General features: G+C 48.0%; 18 protein-coding genes and 1 other annotated feature. All 18 genes read right to left on the reverse strand.

The genetic code is table 11. The features are described 5' to 3' along the window. Positions 1-236: 236 nt before the first annotated feature. Positions 237-1,070: a dihydropteroate synthase gene (folP, locus tag ACJ28U_RS06315; RefSeq protein WP_407618719.1), complete on the reverse strand. Its 834-nt coding sequence runs from the start codon at positions 1,068-1,070 to the stop codon at positions 237-239. After that, positions 1,033-2,280: a bifunctional folylpolyglutamate synthase/dihydrofolate synthase gene (locus ACJ28U_RS06320; RefSeq protein WP_407618720.1), complete on the reverse strand. Its 1,248-nt coding sequence runs from the start codon at positions 2,278-2,280 to the stop codon at positions 1,033-1,035. Before ACJ28U_RS06320 ends, folP begins: the two co-directional genes overlap by 38 nt. After that, complete coding sequence (gene folE, locus ACJ28U_RS06325) at positions 2,281-2,826, reverse strand: GTP cyclohydrolase I FolE (protein ID WP_063083539.1); 546 nt, start codon at positions 2,824-2,826, stop codon at positions 2,281-2,283. It lies immediately after the preceding gene. Further along, positions 2,813-3,310, reverse strand: coding sequence for a 2-amino-4-hydroxy-6-hydroxymethyldihydropteridine diphosphokinase (folK, locus tag ACJ28U_RS06330; RefSeq protein ID WP_407618721.1), 498 nt, complete (start codon positions 3,308-3,310; stop codon positions 2,813-2,815). Before folK ends, folE begins: the two co-directional genes overlap by 14 nt. Before the next feature lie 3 nt (positions 3,311-3,313). Further along, a complete protein-coding gene (gene folB / locus ACJ28U_RS06335; protein ID WP_407618722.1) occupies positions 3,314-3,676 on the reverse strand; it encodes a dihydroneopterin aldolase in 363 nt (120 codons plus the stop codon). A gap of 147 nt (positions 3,677-3,823) precedes the next feature. Beyond that, a complete protein-coding gene (locus ACJ28U_RS06340; RefSeq protein WP_043708469.1) occupies positions 3,824-4,072 on the reverse strand; it encodes a hypothetical protein in 249 nt (82 codons plus the stop codon). 320 nt (positions 4,073-4,392) lie between these two features. Then, complete coding sequence (locus ACJ28U_RS06345; RefSeq protein ID WP_010370908.1) at positions 4,393-4,569, reverse strand: hypothetical protein; 177 nt, start codon at positions 4,567-4,569, stop codon at positions 4,393-4,395. Between the two features lie 250 nt (positions 4,570-4,819). After that, positions 4,820-5,629, reverse strand: coding sequence for a Cof-type HAD-IIB family hydrolase (locus ACJ28U_RS06350; protein WP_063083548.1), 810 nt, complete (start codon positions 5,627-5,629; stop codon positions 4,820-4,822). A gap of 58 nt (positions 5,630-5,687) precedes the next feature. Next, positions 5,688-6,179, reverse strand: a complete 492-nt coding sequence (locus ACJ28U_RS06355) for a hypothetical protein (protein WP_128735562.1) — start codon at positions 6,177-6,179, stop codon at positions 5,688-5,690. A 161-nt stretch (positions 6,180-6,340) separates the two neighbouring features. Next, positions 6,341-8,212, reverse strand: coding sequence for a S9 family peptidase (locus ACJ28U_RS06360; protein ID WP_407618723.1), 1,872 nt, complete (start codon positions 8,210-8,212; stop codon positions 6,341-6,343). Positions 8,213-8,235: 23 nt separating this feature from the next. Beyond that, entirely contained in the window at positions 8,236-9,135 is a 900-nt protein-coding gene (locus tag ACJ28U_RS06365) for a MetQ/NlpA family ABC transporter substrate-binding protein (protein WP_407618724.1), read from the reverse strand. Between the two features lie 98 nt (positions 9,136-9,233). Then, positions 9,234-9,504, reverse strand: a binding site (T-box leader). A 53-nt stretch (positions 9,505-9,557) separates the two neighbouring features. Beyond that, positions 9,558-9,707, reverse strand: coding sequence for a hypothetical protein (locus tag ACJ28U_RS06370; RefSeq protein WP_407618725.1), 150 nt, complete (start codon positions 9,705-9,707; stop codon positions 9,558-9,560). Between the two features lie 124 nt (positions 9,708-9,831). Beyond that, positions 9,832-10,788 (reverse strand): sugar kinase, encoded by a 957-nt coding sequence (locus ACJ28U_RS06375; RefSeq protein WP_407618726.1) that lies wholly within the window; start codon positions 10,786-10,788, stop codon positions 9,832-9,834. Position 10,789: 1 nt separating this feature from the next. Further along, positions 10,790-11,452, reverse strand: coding sequence for a bifunctional 2-keto-4-hydroxyglutarate aldolase/2-keto-3-deoxy-6-phosphogluconate aldolase (locus ACJ28U_RS06380; RefSeq protein WP_010370951.1), 663 nt, complete (start codon positions 11,450-11,452; stop codon positions 10,790-10,792). 25 nt (positions 11,453-11,477) lie between these two features. Then, a complete protein-coding gene (gene uxaC / locus ACJ28U_RS06385) occupies positions 11,478-12,884 on the reverse strand; it encodes a glucuronate isomerase (RefSeq protein WP_407618727.1) in 1,407 nt (468 codons plus the stop codon). Positions 12,885-12,886: 2 nt separating this feature from the next. Continuing rightward, on the reverse strand, positions 12,887-14,008 hold the full coding sequence (gene uxuA / locus ACJ28U_RS06390; protein WP_407618728.1) for a mannonate dehydratase: 1,122 nt from the start codon (positions 14,006-14,008) through the stop codon (positions 12,887-12,889). After that, positions 14,001-15,662 carry a mannitol dehydrogenase family protein gene (locus tag ACJ28U_RS06395; RefSeq protein WP_407618741.1) on the reverse strand — a complete coding sequence of 554 codons (1,662 nt, stop codon included), beginning with the start codon at positions 15,660-15,662 and terminating at the stop codon, positions 14,001-14,003. Before ACJ28U_RS06395 ends, uxuA begins: the two co-directional genes overlap by 8 nt. Further along, complete coding sequence (locus tag ACJ28U_RS06400) at positions 15,663-17,213, reverse strand: MFS transporter (RefSeq protein WP_407618729.1); 1,551 nt, start codon at positions 17,211-17,213, stop codon at positions 15,663-15,665. It abuts the gene before it with no gap. Positions 17,214-17,215 lie beyond the last annotated feature (2 nt).

The raw sequence follows: 17,215 nt of genomic DNA on the forward strand, positions 1-17,215 counted from the left end.
AATGAAAACTCAATGACAACAACGTGAATATTTTCATTTTTCTATAACAAAAAGCCCGTTAGCTGTTTAGCTAACGGGTCTTTCGGATCCAGCCTGCTGGGCGACAGGCGATCATTATTTAGAGAGAGTTATGAGTTGTCACATTTGGTTTGTGTTGATTAGGTGTTCCCCCTGTCAACATGATTAACTATAACGGTAGTTCCTTAAACCAAGGCTAACGATACCTAAAATGGCGCTTAAACGTGTGCAATGGCTGCCAACACGCGCAGCATATCACGGGTTTGTTTGACATCATGCACTCGCAAAACGCGGGCACCACGGCCCATCATCGCTTGCGCTGCCACAAGTGATACTGTTGTGCGGTGCTGTTTATCTAACCCGAGCAGTTGTTTGGCCCATCCTTTATTCGAGACTGCAACTAAAATTGGCCGACCTAACTCTGCCAGAACGTCAACGTGCTTCATAATCGCCAAATCATGCGCTAATGCACTATCTTTGGCGTAACCAAGCCCCGGATCAAGTAAAATTCGGTCTGCAGCAATGCCAGCTGTTGTTAAAGTGTTCAAATTAGCCATTGCCCAATCTCTAAGACCAGCTCGCACGTTAGCAACATGCGCTTGGCGGGGATTCCACATCGTCAGCAACCCAACCGGCGTTGTCGCCAAGAACGCTAATTTGCGTGGATCGTCCGTAAACCCATTCACGTCATTAATCACGTCAACACCGGCGTTCACCGCTGCGACCATCACCTCATACTTATACGTATCAATCGCCACTAATGCCTGCGGTTGCGCCTGCTTAATCGCTTTAATAATGGGTATCGTGCGTTCAATCTCCAGATCGGGCGTCAATTCAAGTCCCTGCGCTTGAAAGCCAGGTCGCGTTGTCTGACCACCCACTTCGACGATGTCGGCCCCATCCGCGTATAACTGCAACGCTCGTGCAACCGAGGCGGTCGCTGTGGCTACCTGATTACCGTCGTAAAACGATTCCGGGCTGGTATTTAAAATGCCAATAATTAACCCAGCGTCATCAGATAAACGCGTCGTGTTCACTTGCCAAATCGCCATGTGTGATTACCCCTTTAATCGTATAGAACGAACCAGCAACAACAATCCAATCCGTCGCTGTTGCGAGTTGTTTTGCCTGTGTCATCGCCTCACCTAACGTAGCAGTGTGTTGGACGATGTCAGTCGCCAACATAGCCCGTTGATTATCCGCCGTCACGCCAATCACTTGGCGCGCTAACGGTGTTAACGCTGCTTGAATTGCCGCGGTATCTTTATCGGCTAGCATCCCCAGAATCAAAATAACGTGTCCCCGTAACCCCCAGCGATCCAATTCATTAGCTAACTGCTGAGCACCCGCTGGGTTATGCGCGCCATCATAAATCACCCGTCCAGTCACCGTTAACCGACCAAATAGCGTCGCTTGTGATAAGCCTAATTGCCGACTTTCAGGTGTCGTTGGTAAGTCGAGTTGCGCTAAAATTTGCCAAACCAGCCGAACGTTTTCAGCCTGCATTTGTCCGCGTAACCCAAGCTCATAAGGCGCACCCGCAATTTGAAGGCGTAGCTGCGCTGGCGTATCTGCTAAAATTTCGACCGGTACATCAATTGCCTGCCAGGCTGCTTGGGTTTGCTGCGTAGCGTGTTGCAAAATAGCCGTAACGCTCGGTTCCTGTTGCGCGCTCACCACACGACTGCCTGGTTGAATAACCGCCGCTTTATTAGTCGCAATCGCTTCAAGCGTGCCGCCTAACCATTGCATGTGGTCCAAACTAATTGGCGTAACCGCAACCACGGCCGGCCGACTAATCACATGGGTGGCATCTTGTTTACCGCCCAATCCCGCCTCAATAATTGCAACATCGACATGGGTATCAGCAAAATAAAGTAAGGCCATAAACGTCCAATATTCAAAGGCTGATAATGCGGCCGGTTCCTCGCCGTGGGCCATTAAGACCGTGCGAATGTGTTCATACCAATGGACCACTGCTGATTTTGACATGCTGTGATGATTTAATTGTACCTGTTCACGTGCATCAAACATGGCAGGTGATGTAAACGTGCCAACTTGATAATCAGCCGCTTCTAGTATGCGGGCTGTCATCTCAACAACCGATCCCTTGCCATTCGTTCCAACCACATGGACAAGCCGAAGTTGCCGGTCTGGCTGACCTAGCCATTTATTCACCTGGCGCAAAAAATTCAAACGGCCCGCATCATCGACACGCCAACCGCTGTCCATCAAGCTAAGCACTTCTTCATAGGTCCGCATTTAGTGCACCTGTTGTTGAAATTCTTGGCGCAACATGGCATCCGTCTTGAAAATGCCGCGCGTGACTTGAGTCGTCGTGGTTGTACCAGGCCGGTTGATACCGCGCATCTCCATGCACATATGCCGGGCTGAAATATGTACCGCGACGCCTTCAGCTGACACAATGCGCGATAGCTCATCTGCAATCAATGTCGTTAGTCCTTCTTGCACGCTTGGTCGACGAGCCGCCCAATCGACGAGGCGTGGAATTTTACTCAACCCGATTACCTGCTGTTTTGGTTGATAGGCAACCGTAACCGTCCCAAAGAATGGCAGCAAGTGGTGCTCACACATGCTATAAAACGGGATGTCAGCCACCACGACCATATCGGTGTCTGTGGCTACCTCAAATAATTTGTAGTCAGTAAACGTGGTTTCACCAGTATGCGCAAAAATTTCAGCGTTGGCTTTCACGACTCGGGCGGGTGTTTCTATCAAACCTGGGCGGGACGGATCATCTCCAATCGCCGTCAGTAGCCGCCGCACATCTTCTTCACTCGTTTGCATGGTCTTCAAACTCCCCTATTCTCATGACTTGTTTCGTATCCGTTGTCGCTGCAATTAAGTCGGTTACGGTTGCTACCCGTGCTGGTGTTGCCACTTCACGCAAGGGCGCCAAGACAAATAACCGATTAGCCATTTCCGGATGTGGCACCTGTAACGTGGCTGTGTTGATTACTGACTCGCCAAACCATAAAATATCTAAATCAATCGTCCGGGGGCCCCAATGAATTTGACGTTCCCGGTTACCAGCCTGTTCAATCTCATGCAGGAGATCTAACAGATCCGGCGCCGTCAAAGTCGTCTCCAACCGCACCGCAATATTCAAAAAATCATCCTGTTGTACTGGTCCAACCGGTTCGGTTTGATACAAGGCCGATACCACCACCTGGTTAACCGCGGGATGGGCCTTTAACAGGGTCACTGCCGTTTGTAAGTGCTGCTGGCGGTCGCCAAGATTACTACCGATACTCAGATATGCTGTAGTCATGTGTTATTCCTCCGCCGTCGATACGGAAACGGTAAACGGGTCATAGATACCAGGCACTGGTAAAGCGTGCTTGGTAACCGCAACATCGACCTGCGTGGCTTGTGGGAATTCCGTTTGCAAGGTGCGCATGACTAACAATGCGACCGACTCGATTAAGTCAAATTGATTCGTTGTCACAACGCGTTCGACAGTGCGATACACCGCACTATAAGAAATTGTCGTTGCCAAGTCATCCCCTTGTACCAGGCGCTCAATGGGATAATGCACGATCACATCCACGCTCAACTGTTGCCCCAACCGTTTTTCTTCCGCATGCACGCCATTAAAGGTGTAAAACCGCATGTTTGGTAATTTTATCTTCCCCATTATTCTCCCCGTTACAAACTTTATTGTTATTTTTAGTAATTATCATACTCGAAAATAGCTAATAAAAAAACCACTAGCATAATAAACATCATCTGTTTACCATGCCAGCGGTTTTGTGTCTCTTGCTGACTCTCTTATTCAATTTTGTTAACCCTGCACAACCTTTAAGTTATCTGGGTACACACCACCGTTTTCGTTGCGTTTCATGATCAACGCGGTGATGGCTTGCTTTAGATACTTTTCTGTATCATCGTTTACGGCGCGCCAAGTCGCAGAACCACCCATCGACTCAATGACAATGTGGCCGGTATCTTCGTAAACATCTTGTCGCCCTTCGATGTAGTAATCGTAAACAATCACATTTTCATCTTCGTGCTGTTTGATGACTGTTAACATACCACTCTCGTTTCCAACTTCTCAACAGTTACTTATTATCCTTACAATTATAACGCGAGTAGCCTGATTAACACAAACGGCGGGTATTCAGTTTTATGTTGTTTGTCGTGCTACCGCACGAGGCATGGTGGTTGGAGCGTGACTCCGCCTAAGATTTACCTGGGCAAATCACTCCGTCACACCCCAACCACCATGCCAGCAGCCGAAATCCACTCATGATTTTTTGATTATCAGCCAAGGTAGCTGAGTAGATGCGATGCAACATCATGCAGGCAAAATAAAAGAGAACCCAGTTACCCAGGTCCTCTATCATTCTGATTTTATGCACGCTTACGAGTTGGCTTGTCAAAAGTCAATCGTGCTGGCTTCACAACCGTGTAACCTTGCATGCCGTGAGCATACATATACTTTTTGGCGTCTAGTTCAGTCACGAAGTAGGCCCCTAATTCCGGAGTCCCTGTCGTTTGATTGAACAACATATATAGTGATGATGTCATGACATTCGTTCCTCCAATCTTGTTTCTACTATTATTTTATCAGTGAAACCTTAAATGGAGAAACGATTAGTTTACCTATTTGCTTCGGACTTGAACCCTGTCTTTTCAACTTTCGTCACCGACCGCAGTCGTAAGGTGGCTGTTGCAAGGTTCACAACTGTTGTCTCAAATACCAATTCAAATCCCTTCATCCCCGTACCTCCATATCGTTATTATCAGGCCTGATACCTTTACTAACGAAATGAACCGCCTAGAATGTCGCAATTGTGTCTAATACACCGTCATGATTGTTATCGGCGACGGTCTGGGGGAACTGCTCAAGCAAAGCAGGCGCTGCGTTGGTCATTGCAAATGGCTGACCAACCGCCTGCAACATCTCGATGTCATTTGCGCCGTCCCCAAAGGCCATCATGTCCGCAAACGTCACCCCATAGTGGTTCGCCAACGTCTGCAATCCAACCGCCTTGTTCACATTCGGCGCCACCACATCAATCATGCCAAAGCCAGACGTTGTGACGTGCGCCGTACCTGCGAGTTCGGCGTTTAGCTTGGCCATAAATGGTGTCGCTTCAGACTCGGGCCAGTTCAAAATAATCTTGATTACTGGATCAGGGATTTCCGATAAATCATCGATAAAAATCAAATTTGGAAACTCCATCACCATATTTTGATACAATTCACCCTGACCTTTATCGGCGCGCATCATGTACCCATCCGTCGCTGTGCTGTAGACGTTTCCGTGGCGTGGTGCCAAATCGTCGGCCTCAACCGTCGCCTTAACAAGTTCCAACTGTCGTTGATCCAAGCCGTGTAAGGCTAACGTTTCGTTGTCCTTGGTGACAACCTGGCCACCATTCTGGATGACATAGTCAAAACGACCGACAAACGGTGCCAAAAAATGATCCACCACGTCGCGGCTATTCCCCGTTGCTGCAACAAAATGGCCACCAGCTGCATCTAAACGATCCAATAACGCCGTAAACTTGGCAGCGTTAACTTGCTGGTGGTCATCAAAAAATGTGCCGTCTAAATCGACAGCGATTAATTTTGGTAATGTCATAAGATACCCCTCCGTACTGCCAGTTTCGCATACAAATCTGACAGATGCTAGTAATATCTTAGAATCCTTCGCGACGTAATAATTTTCCCGCGCGATCATAAACTAAAAAGGCATAACCTTGTGCGCTATCTTGGTTGTTACTAATTTTCTGGAAACCAATCTTAATTTCTTTATCTGTATTACGACCACCCTTTGGCCCCACAAAGCGGTAACGGTCTGATGTAACGGTTTGACGGGCCTCACGTGTTGCCAACGCCACCGCATCCGCGTAACTCTGATCAGCGTCCGTTGGCTTAGCATCATTCGTCGCCGTGGCTGTTGTCACCGACGTTGCTGATGAAGCCGATACGTCATCGGCTTGACTACTCGTTGATTGTGACGAGGCAATCGATTGACTACTGCTTGGTAATTTAGCTGCTGACAGACTTGCCGCCACATGCTTCGTCGTCGTTGATTCATGCTTAGTGCCCTTCGCAACACCCAGCATCGCGACAACTAGCACTGCGATTGTCGCAATTCCCAGCATGACCGTATTTTTCGTTATTTTCATATCTCTTATTAACCCACGTTTCAAATCACTTATTTGTTCTATTGTACCCCACGCCAATATATATAAGGACAGAAATTTATATTCACATAAACATATATAGTTATACAACGAAAAACACCGCCCTTCGCACTGTTTGTACGGAGGCGGTGTTTATATTATCGCTATGCTAGTGTCTTTTTTAGCCAATCAAACATGACGGTCAAACGAGTCTCACGTAAGTTTGGTAAGCCATTTCGTGACACCCCATGCCAAGCTTGCGGGAAACGCACCATTTCAACCGGCGTATCTGTCAATGTTTTAATGGCGGTGTAATACATCTCGGTTTGTGCAATGGGCGTTCGGAGATCATACTCACCATGCAACATGAGCAGTGGTGTTTTCACTTGTGCGGCATACGTAATTGGTGAACGCTTAATTAATTCCTCACGACCAGCTGGCGTGTAGGGATTGGCACCCATTTCGTCTTGCACAAAATTGTAGCCAATATCACTGGCGCCGGTCAGGTGTAACCACTCGGTAACTGGCCGTTGTGAAATCGCTGCTTCGAATCGACTGGTGTGACCGATCGCCCAAGTGGTCATGAAGCCACCATACGAACCACCGATAATGATTTGCTGACTGGCATCGATGTACTCACCAAAGCGTTGCAATGCGACATCCAAACCGGCAATTACATCACGGAAGTCTTGTTCGCCATAGTGATTAACCACGGCGTTGATAAAGTCCTGGCCATACGTGGTTGAACCATGTGGGTTCGTGAACACCACGTTATACCCTGCTTCGGTAAAACGCTGGAATTCCCAGAAAAAGGCATCCCCATAAGCCCCATGCGGTCCGCCATGCACGTACAACACAACCGGTGCCGGTGCATCACGTTGCGCTGCCAAGAACCAACCATCCACTGGCGAGCCATCTTCACTACTGAAGACATACTTTTCAGCGCGTGGGAATTGTAACGCTGCATTGGCGTCAAAGACGATGTGCGTAGCTTGTGTTACTAAATCGAGCGCCAACAATTGGCTGGGATGAGCTGTATCTTGTTGCGCAAAAATGACAGTGTCTTTACCGATTGTAAAGTCCTGCAAGTATTGCGGTGTATCCAGCAACAACTGATTCGTTGTGGCTGACACTTGATACACACGGGTGTGACCATGGAAGCCAGTTTCAAATAACCAAGTGTCATTATCCAGCCAACGGACATGTCGGGCTTGATTTTGCACCACGATATCTGAGTTCGGCTCAGCTAACAGTTCTTCTTGATCAAACGCAATGGCCGTTGCTTCGCCATCAAAATGGTATAAACTGGCAACCCGACGATTAGGATATTGGTCATCATTAGCGATGAACAACACCTGTCGCCCATCCGGCGCAATCGACGCCTCGTGGACTTCCGCAACAGCCGTCGTCAGCGGTGTGATATCGCCGGTCGCCAGATTCAACCACTGCAAGGCTGAGTGTAACTCATCCGCATCCTCGGTAGTCGTTTGTGCAATCAACAATGCCTGTGTCGTCGTCGTGTCAGCCACTTGCACTGGCAAATCCGTTGTCAACAATCGGCGGGTTTCACCGGCAATCGTTGCTTCATACACGTCAAAGTGACGTTGCTCATCGGTAAAACCAACCCCGTCCGCCTTATAACGACGCTTTGTGTAGTGGCGCACCTGTGGTCGATCGCTCACCGTGTTAAATGCTTCTGCATCTGAAACCAGGACAGCAAACACAATTTTGGTGCCATCTGGTGTGGGCGCAAAACTCACAATTTTGTGGCTTGTCTGTGTTAACTGGGTCACTTGGCCATCGCCCGTGCGACGATAAACTTGCCCAGATTGTTGATAAAACAACGCGTGCTCGGTAGCCGTTAACTGCGAAATATTCGTTGCCAGTGTCGTGGCAGTTTGATTAACAACGCTGATCAAATCCGTCTGATAATCATTAGCGATGTCATCAACATAGCTTTGTGCTGCGTATAATTGACCAGCCAGTATGACCGGCTGTGATAGTGACCGAAGTGCCGTTAGTTGTGTTGCCCCCATTGTAATTCCCCCGTTAAATGACTTTACTTTGATGATGCCGTAGAAGCTGATGACGCCGTGTCGGCCGTCACAATCTTAGCCTTCGGTGCACCCTGCCAAGCTGCGATTTCCGTGCCATTATTATGGTCATTAATGTACTGACCCACTTCCTTCGTTTGGTAAGACTTTACCAACGCTTTGATGTACCACTTCTTAGCGTCATCATGGCGGGCAGCGATAATGTTAACCCATTGATGTGATTGCTTGTTGTTCGCATTCCAAACGTAAATCGCTGAGTTTGGATTGCGACCAGCTGCTTCCACGAAGGTGGCTGAAATGACCGCCGCGTCGACTGACTTCAAACTAGCCAATGTTTGGTCAGCCGCCAATTCCTTAACGTGCAAATGCTTGGCACTTGAGACAATGTCCTTCACTGTTGGGCTCGTTACGCCGGCCTTAATCTTAATCAAACCAGCTGCTTGCAACAAGAACAGGGCGCGTGCTTCGTTGGTTGGGTCATTGGCAACAGCCACGGTACCACCATCTGGAATGTCCTTAACTGACTTATATTTGTCAGAGTACAAGCGCCCTGGGCCAAGTACTGTTTCACCAACTGGTTGCAAATTAGACTTGTGCGCCTTGTTCCAATCAGCCAAGAACGCATAGTGTTGGAACGCATTGGCGTCAATGTTACCCTGCTTCAAAGCGGCGTTTGGCTGGTTGAAATCAGTAAAGGTCACCAACTTAATCTTAATGCCGTGCTTTTCACCATTCTTCTCAACAATTTTCCAAACGGCTTGATCCGTCTTTGATGGTGAATTGATTCCGACCTTCACCGTCTTAAGTTCCTTGTTGCTATTAGCTGAGGCCACGATTGTCGTTGCGGGTACCACCGCACCAGCGACTGCCAATGTCAAAACTGCACTTGTTACAAACTTACTCATAATAATAATCCCCATGATTTTTTAATAATATATTGGGATAACCAAGTTTGCTTATTTGGCCGAATAAACAAAAAGCCCGGGAACGCTATTGCTAGCATCCCCGGGACGAAATGACTCGTGTTACCACCCAGTTTCCTTATTTGATCACCCAAATAAGCTTGAGACGTACGCCTTGTGGCCGGACTAGTCAACGGCCGCCGGATATACGCTTGCGCTATAACGGGCGCACCCGGGTACCACTTACATTACTGCTCGCAGAACCACACAGACTCAGAGACCATTTTCACAACTTGCCAAACACCAGCTTTCACCAAACGCCAGCTCTCTGCGGATTTTTCCGTTGCTACTACATCTCGTCTTCGTCGATGTTGATTATATTATGCGCGTCCTTCTAATTTGTCAACAACTTTTGTCATTGAGTTTTAATCATTCAACAATTGCGACCACATTTCTTCGTGAGAATATGTTTTCTTGCCCGTTTCAATCCATGCTTGGTACACAGCATCCGCCGACCGCACATCTGCCAAGTCTGCTAATTTTTGTCCATCATTACGCAACTCTTCATACACCATTGCACCGACCTCTTTCTAAAACATATAATTAATTTAATTATAACAAAAATAAGTGTCTATACAACGTATCCCGGGTGATGACGTACCATTTATATTTTATTGGCAAACTGATGAAGTTACGTCATTAAACAGGTTGCGCCATAAACGTTTCAAGTTCAACTAGTGTTGGGTAGCCGTCATTATCGCCGGCTGCCTGCACGGCCATTGCACCAACCGCATTACCGCGCTGCACCGCGTCATATAAATCAAGACCATCAAGTAGGCCGGTGATTACCCCTAAGGCAAAGCCATCGCCTGCGCCAACAGTATCAACCACTTCAGTAACACGGAACCCCGGCACCGTCATTGTTTGCCCATCACGTGTCTTCACGAATGCGCCCGCTGGTCCCAATTTTACAATCACCGTATCTGTGACCGCCGATTGGCCAATGAAGAAATCCGCAATCGTTTCAGGATCGCGCGACCCCATCAAGATTTCGCCTTCGTTAATTCCTGGCAAAACAATATTGGCCATCTTAGCAAACTGGTTCGTCGTTGCCACCATCTCTTCCGTGGTTTCCCACAGTGCCGGTCGCAAATTTGTATCAAAGATTTTCACGATTTCCGGATGTCTCGCCAAACGTTGGCAAAGCGCTAACGTTGTGTCGCGTGCCGTTGCTGAGATGGCTGGAAATATGCCCGTTAAGTGTGCAATTTTCACGCCATCTAAGTTAAGTCTCTCGATTTGGTTAGCCATCAAATTTGCCGCTGCTGAATTTTTTCGATAATTAGCAGTCGCCGGATCTCCCGTCGTGACGCGTTGCTTGAACATCAACCCAGTTGTATGCGTCGACGTGACTGCAACGTGATCTGTCCCGACATTGGCCTTCGTCAACTCAGCACGTACAAAGTCACCGATTGGATCTGCACCAACTTGTGCGACATAGTCAACCGTGTGACCCAAGCGGGCAACGCCAACAGCCACGTTTACTTCCGCGCCGGCCAAAAACTTATCATAATTACAGGCAACTGCTAATGGCACATCAGCTTCCGTCGACGCAAAAACCGCCATTGGCTCGCCGATTGTTAACACCTCGCTCATGCTAGACCCCCATTAATTCTTTTGCTGCCGTTAACTGTTGATAACGTTCAACATAAGCGCGCGCATTATCCGTTACGCCCGCATAATCATCAAATTCAGCTGGCTTTAGCAAGCTACCACCAACACCAACGGCCACAACGCCAGCTGCAATCCAGTCGCCCATGTTATCCAAATTCACGCCACCAGTTGGCATGATGTTAACCTGTGGCAATGGTGCCTTAACCGCCTTAACCATTGACGGTGATGCCTCAGAACCTGGGAACAACTTCACGATGTCCACCCCATATTCAAGCGCCGCTTTCATCTCAGTAATGCTCATCGCCCCAGCCATGTAAGGGATTTGGTAGAGGTTGGCCATCTTCGCTGTTTCAACATCAAAGAAGGGGCTCACCACAAATTCCGCCCCGGCCAAAATTGCCAAACGAGCAGTCACTGCATCCAGCACTGTCCCACAGCCGACAATGACATCGGTACCACGATACTTGTCGACCAAGTTTTTAATGCAGACGTCCGCTTGTGGTACTGTAAAGGTCAATTCAATCCCCTTAATGCCACCGTCGACCAAGGCGTCGACGATCAACTCTGCCTTTTCAACTGACTCGGCTCGGACCACGGCAATCACACCAGCCTGTTGCAACTTGTTTAGAATGTTCAAACGCTTCATTGTTTTCCCTCTTTAGTAAAGTGTATTAAATATCAAAATAATCATGGGCATTTTGCCCGGCAATCTCGGTCACAATTTGGCCGAGATATGCCATGTCATCAGGTACTTGGCCATTTGCCACCCAATCGCCAATCACGTCGCACAGGATGCGGCGGAAATATTCATGACGTGGATATGACAAGAAACTCCGTGAGTCCGTCAACATCCCCACAAAATTAGCAAGCAGCCCCTGGCTCGCCAATAATTTGAGCTGCTTCACCATCCCATCGTGCGTATCATTAAACCACCACGCCGCCCCAAATTGCATTTTCTGCGTAGGCCCTTCTTGGAATGAACCTAACAACGTAACCAACTCTAACCAGTCCTTATCATTCAATGAGTAGACGACGGACTTCGGCAAAATGCCTTGGCGTTGTGACTCTTCAAATAGTAAGCGCATCTGGTCCGGCATGTCGGCCTGTGTCCCAACCGAGTCACCGCCAACGTTTGGCCCAAGTTCATCAAATTGTGGCTTATTCGCAGCACGCACGGCATTGATGTGGTACTGCATTGCCCAACCATGTGCTTTATTTTGACGCATCGCGACCTGCAAAAAGGCGGTTGTGTACTGTGCAATTTCCAACTCCGTTAACGGCTCATTTGCGAGGCCCTTGGCAAAAATATCCTCAATTTCAGCCGGCGTTGCGGCTGCATAATGATACGTATTTAGTCCATAATCTGAAATACGTCCCCCCAGTGCATGGAATGCCTCAAAACGTTGATCCAACGCCGTTACCAAACTGGCGAAGCTATCGATGGCAATCCCACTTACCGCTGCCAGCTTTTCCATGTACAATGCGAAATCTAGTTGTTCGATGGCCATGGCAGCATCTGGACGCATCCCCGGCAAAACGCGGAAAGCATCTTCTTCATCAGCCAACAATTGGTGATAATACAAGTCATCAGCTGGGTCATCCGTCGTGACAACAACAGCGACATTCGACCGCTTGATTAACTCACGTGGTGTAAATGCTGGATCGGCCAACAATTCATTGGCACGTGCCCAAATCTGCGGTGCTGACTGGCGGTTCAGTACCTCATTGATGCCGAAATAACGGCGCAATTCAAGGTGTGACCATTCAAACAGTGGATTACCAATCGCACGCTCTAATGTACCCGCCCAAGCCACAAACTTGTCATAGTCATCACCGTCACCCGTAATCAGAGGTTCTGGCACGCCATTCGCGCGCATAATCCGCCACTTATAATGATCGCCAACCGTCCCCTCACTCAACCATAACCGCGTCAAATTAGCCGGTTGTTGATTATCATAAATTTCTTTGGGGCTCAAATGACAGTGGTAATCCACAATCGGCTGATCAGCCGCGTACTCGTGATAAAGACGCTGCGCCACTGTCGTTTTAAGCATAAAATTATCATCTAAAAATGCCATGCTTACACCATCTCAAATTCTTCGGTCATGACAACCGTTTCCGTTGTATCAGCTGATCCTTTCGCCAACGCTTCCAACAAACCGTTTAAGTATGATAGGCCCAAGGCACGGTCGTACAACCCATAACCTGGTCGCCCGACTTCACCCCAGATATCACGGCCGTGGTCCGGACGCATGTAACCATCGAAGTTAACGTCATGCAACGCCTTCATGATTTCATACATATCGAGTGAACCTTCTGACGACAAGTGGGCTGACTCATGGAAATCACCGTTGTCACCCATGAACTTGATATTACGAGCATGCACAAACGGAATCTTGTCTTGCGCCCCAAACTCACGAATAATCGCTGGCACATCATTCGCTGGATTCTCACCAAGCGAACCCGTGCAAATTGTGAAGCCATTGTAAGGACTGTCCCACATCGCAGCGATACGTCGCAAATCAGCTGCGTTCTTCACAATCCGTGGCAAGCCAAACAATGGGCGTGGTGGATCATCAGTGTGAACGGCCATTTTGATATCCATCTCCTCACATGTTGGCATGATAGCTTGCAAGAAGTACGCCATGTTGGCCGCCAACTTGTCCTCGTCAACATCGGCATAGGCATCGAACAGGCTCTTCAAATCTGACAAACGTTCCGGTTCCCAACCTGGTAAGGTAAACCCTTCTGATTGGCTCGTCACCATATCAAGCGTCTCTTGCAATGTCCCTTGGACCATTTCGTGACGGTAAGCCAAATCAGTCGAGCCGTCTGGCAACTCAAAACGCATATCTGTGCGGACCCAATCGAAAACTGGCATGAAGTTGTAGCAAATCACCTTAATGCCATATTCTGCTAAATTGCGAATCGTTTGCTTGTAGTTTTCAATATATTGGTCACGCGTTGGCAAGCCAATTTTGATGTCATCGTGAATGTTAACCGACTCAATCACTTCTAACTTCAAACCGGCTGCCTCAACCTCATCCTTAAGCGTCTTGATACGCTCCTTAGGCCAAACTTCGCCAACAGGAATATCAAACAACGCGCCGACCACCTGATCACACCCAGGAATTTGACGAATGTACTTGAGCGGAATTGGATCATCTTGTGAACCGTACCAACGAAATCCCATCTTAACCATAACTTACTACTCCTTCTGCAACGTCGTATCGACCGTACGCTGCCAATGCATTATGCAAGGTGCAGGCAACCGCGCCTTCACCACTCAACAATTGGGCCAGGTCATTTTCAACCCGCACACCCAAACCAACTTCATATAAATCAACGCCAAAGATTTGTTCATCTTGCAAGATATCAACCACGACATCATGCAAGTTACCGGCATAACCAAGATGTAACGGCGCAACCTTTGGTAGAAGCGTCGCCAACAACGGATCAGGACTCAAAGCCATTTGTTGTCCGTTATCATCGACCGCCATCAAGTAACGCACCCAAGCAGCTAGCGTTAACGGAATGAAGACCAAATCATTCACATCCCGGTGCTCATCGGCAACATAAGCCTTGATCGTCTCGCCAAAGCGAATCGATAACTTTTGTGACGTATCCGTGGCAATTCGTTGCGGTGTGTCCGGAATGTACGGATTTGGCAACCGCTTATTAATCACTTCATCAATGAATTGTTTTGGTGAGATGATGCCTGGATCAGTTACAACAGGTAGTCCTTCTACGTAGCCAATGTTTTGGATTAACTTCAATAAGTCGACATTTTTCATTTCTTCAGCGATTGAATCGTAATTTAACAATGATCCAAAAATAGCTAAAGCCGTGTGCAACGGGTTCAAACTCGTCGTTACCTTCATGGCATCTGCGTCGTTCACCGTCGCCCGGTCAGTTAAGAACACCCCGGCTTTGGTAAAATCAGGGCGGCCATTCGGAAAATTATCCTCGATGACCAAATAATGGACCTCTTCAGTGTTCGCAAACGGCGCCACGTTGGTGCCCTTCGGTGTACGAATTAACTCCGTATCAGCAAAGCCGATTGCTTGTAACGCTTCAGCCACCGACGCAGCCGGATTTGGCGTAATGCGATCAATCATCGACAATGGGAACGTAACATCCTGATTAAGCCACGTCATGAAGTCTGCGCCCACAAATCCGTTTGTTTCCCACATCTTGGCAATGGTTTGCATCGTTTCACGTAACCGGTCACCATTTTGCGAAAAGTTATCCGTGCTAACCATTGCAATTGGTGTCGCACTGGTTTCAAAACGGTGCAATAGTAACGCGGCCGTCGCAACCATGTTATTACCTGGCGCAGTAGTGTGTGGGTCTGTCGCCAAATCAGCCAAAACTTGATTAGTAAAATAGCCGTCTGGTTGGCGCAGATTGTAGCCTTTTTCTGTAATCGAGAACGTCGCTAATTGCAATGATGGCTTGGCAAAAATAGTCATCATCGTCTGCCAATCGGCTTTGTGATCGCGATTAAAAGTATAGCTACCCGAAACCGAGGCAATTAGCTCGCGCTTCAATGAGCCATCTGCCTTCATCGTGACGTTCAAGTGGCGATTATCAAATCGTCGGTACACATCTTGAATCACAGCATCATCGTAGGTTTCAGCAACAATCACGCCAGCCGGCAATTCACCCGCAGCAACTAATTCCTGGGCCACTTCCGAGTGAAAACCACGGAATAAATTACCACCGCCAAAGTGCACCCATGTTGGGGTAACCTTAGCTGTCTTGACCAAGTCAACTTGGTCAAACGTTGGCACTTCAATGCCCATCGTCGTGAACGCTTCTCGTTCTGTCATATAGTTATCAGTTAGTTTCATGATTTAATCTTCCTCAATGTCTACGCGAGCCCGCGCTGTTTTCACTGTTGGGACATTTTTGTCATCCCAAACATCGTCATAATCAAAACCAGTTAGTGCTTCAACCACCGCACGAACCTTTGGTGTGGCGTCTGCTTTCGCACCACCAGCCTTCAAACGATCAATTTCGGCAACGACAATACCGTGCGTTTCACGGTTCAATTGCAATGTCATCGCAAACGAACCCGCAATCACCAATAATCCACCTGTTCCAATCACCAAGACACCGGCAATTGTGTTTTGAGCGGCGATGCTTTGCGTTGTTTCACCAGCAATGTAACCACCCTTTTCTAAAATGACACCGACGGCAAATGTTGCCACAGCCACCGTTGACTTACGAACAAAGGTCATCACCGCCGCGAAAATTCCCTCACGGTGTTGCTTCGTCAACAATTCATCCAAATCCGGAATCAACGGGAAGACGTTCCAAGGCGTAAACTCCAACGTGGCGCGACCAATTTGGTAAACCAAACCAATTCCCAGCAACCACATCAACATGTTTTCCGGACGCAATTGGAATACGGCATAGAAGGCAACCAGCATCAGCAACATCAAACTGTAGGCTGATAAGAACAAGAACTTAGGGCCCTTCTTCACCATCAAGACCCCGGCCCCAATCGTGACAAAGATACCAACGAAGCTCAATGACAAAATATTAGCTGAGTCAGTCACCGTCAAACCTAAGCAAGACACCACAAAGTAAGCAAAAATGGTGTTAAAGACGTCCTTACCGGTGAATGAGAACAAGTAAATCGCCAAGTGCTTGCGGAATGAACGGATGCGCAACGTTGAGAGGTAATCCTTGATTTCCTTTTGGACGGTCTGGATTGGGTTCAACTTTGGCCGCTTGTTAAATTCAGCAATCATCTCTTCCGTCACTTCACGCTCCCACGTATTCATGTTTGTAATGAAGATCGCGGCCGCAAAGATTGCCGCAAAAACTAACGCGTTAATGAAGTAAGCTGACGCATTGTTTTCACCCAACAAGCGAATGACTTGCCCGGGTACGAAAGTTGCCATAAATGTTCCAGCGGCTGAAATGAACATCCGCGCCGATGACAACTTGGTACGGCTGGCATAATCCTTGCACATTTCAGTTGGCAGTGTTTCCCATGGAATCAAAACAAAGGCGGCAATAATCTCAAACAGCAAATAAACAACTAAGTAGTACAAGAACGCCATGTTTGGGATCCACATCAGCACATAAGCAAACATGAGCGGTGCGCCAATCGTTAAGAAGAAATGGCGGCGACCAAATCGCTGACCTAAACGGGTCCGATAGAAATTGTCGGTAAGACTTCCCATTACCAACGACGTCACCGCATCAACAATACGGGCGATTCCGATAATCGTGGCCCCCTGAATGGCAGTCAACCCAGCAAACGTTGTAAAGAAATACAACAAGAATGCGCCGATGATGGTAAAGGCACCACCTCCCATCAAATCCGGCAATCCATAAGCAACTGCTCGACCTAATGTGATCGGCTTAGATTGGTAAATACGTTTTTTTGACATAT

Source organism: Weissella sp. MSCH1 (genome assembly GCF_045799135.1).
Taxonomy (GTDB): domain Bacteria; phylum Bacillota; class Bacilli; order Lactobacillales; family Lactobacillaceae; genus Weissella.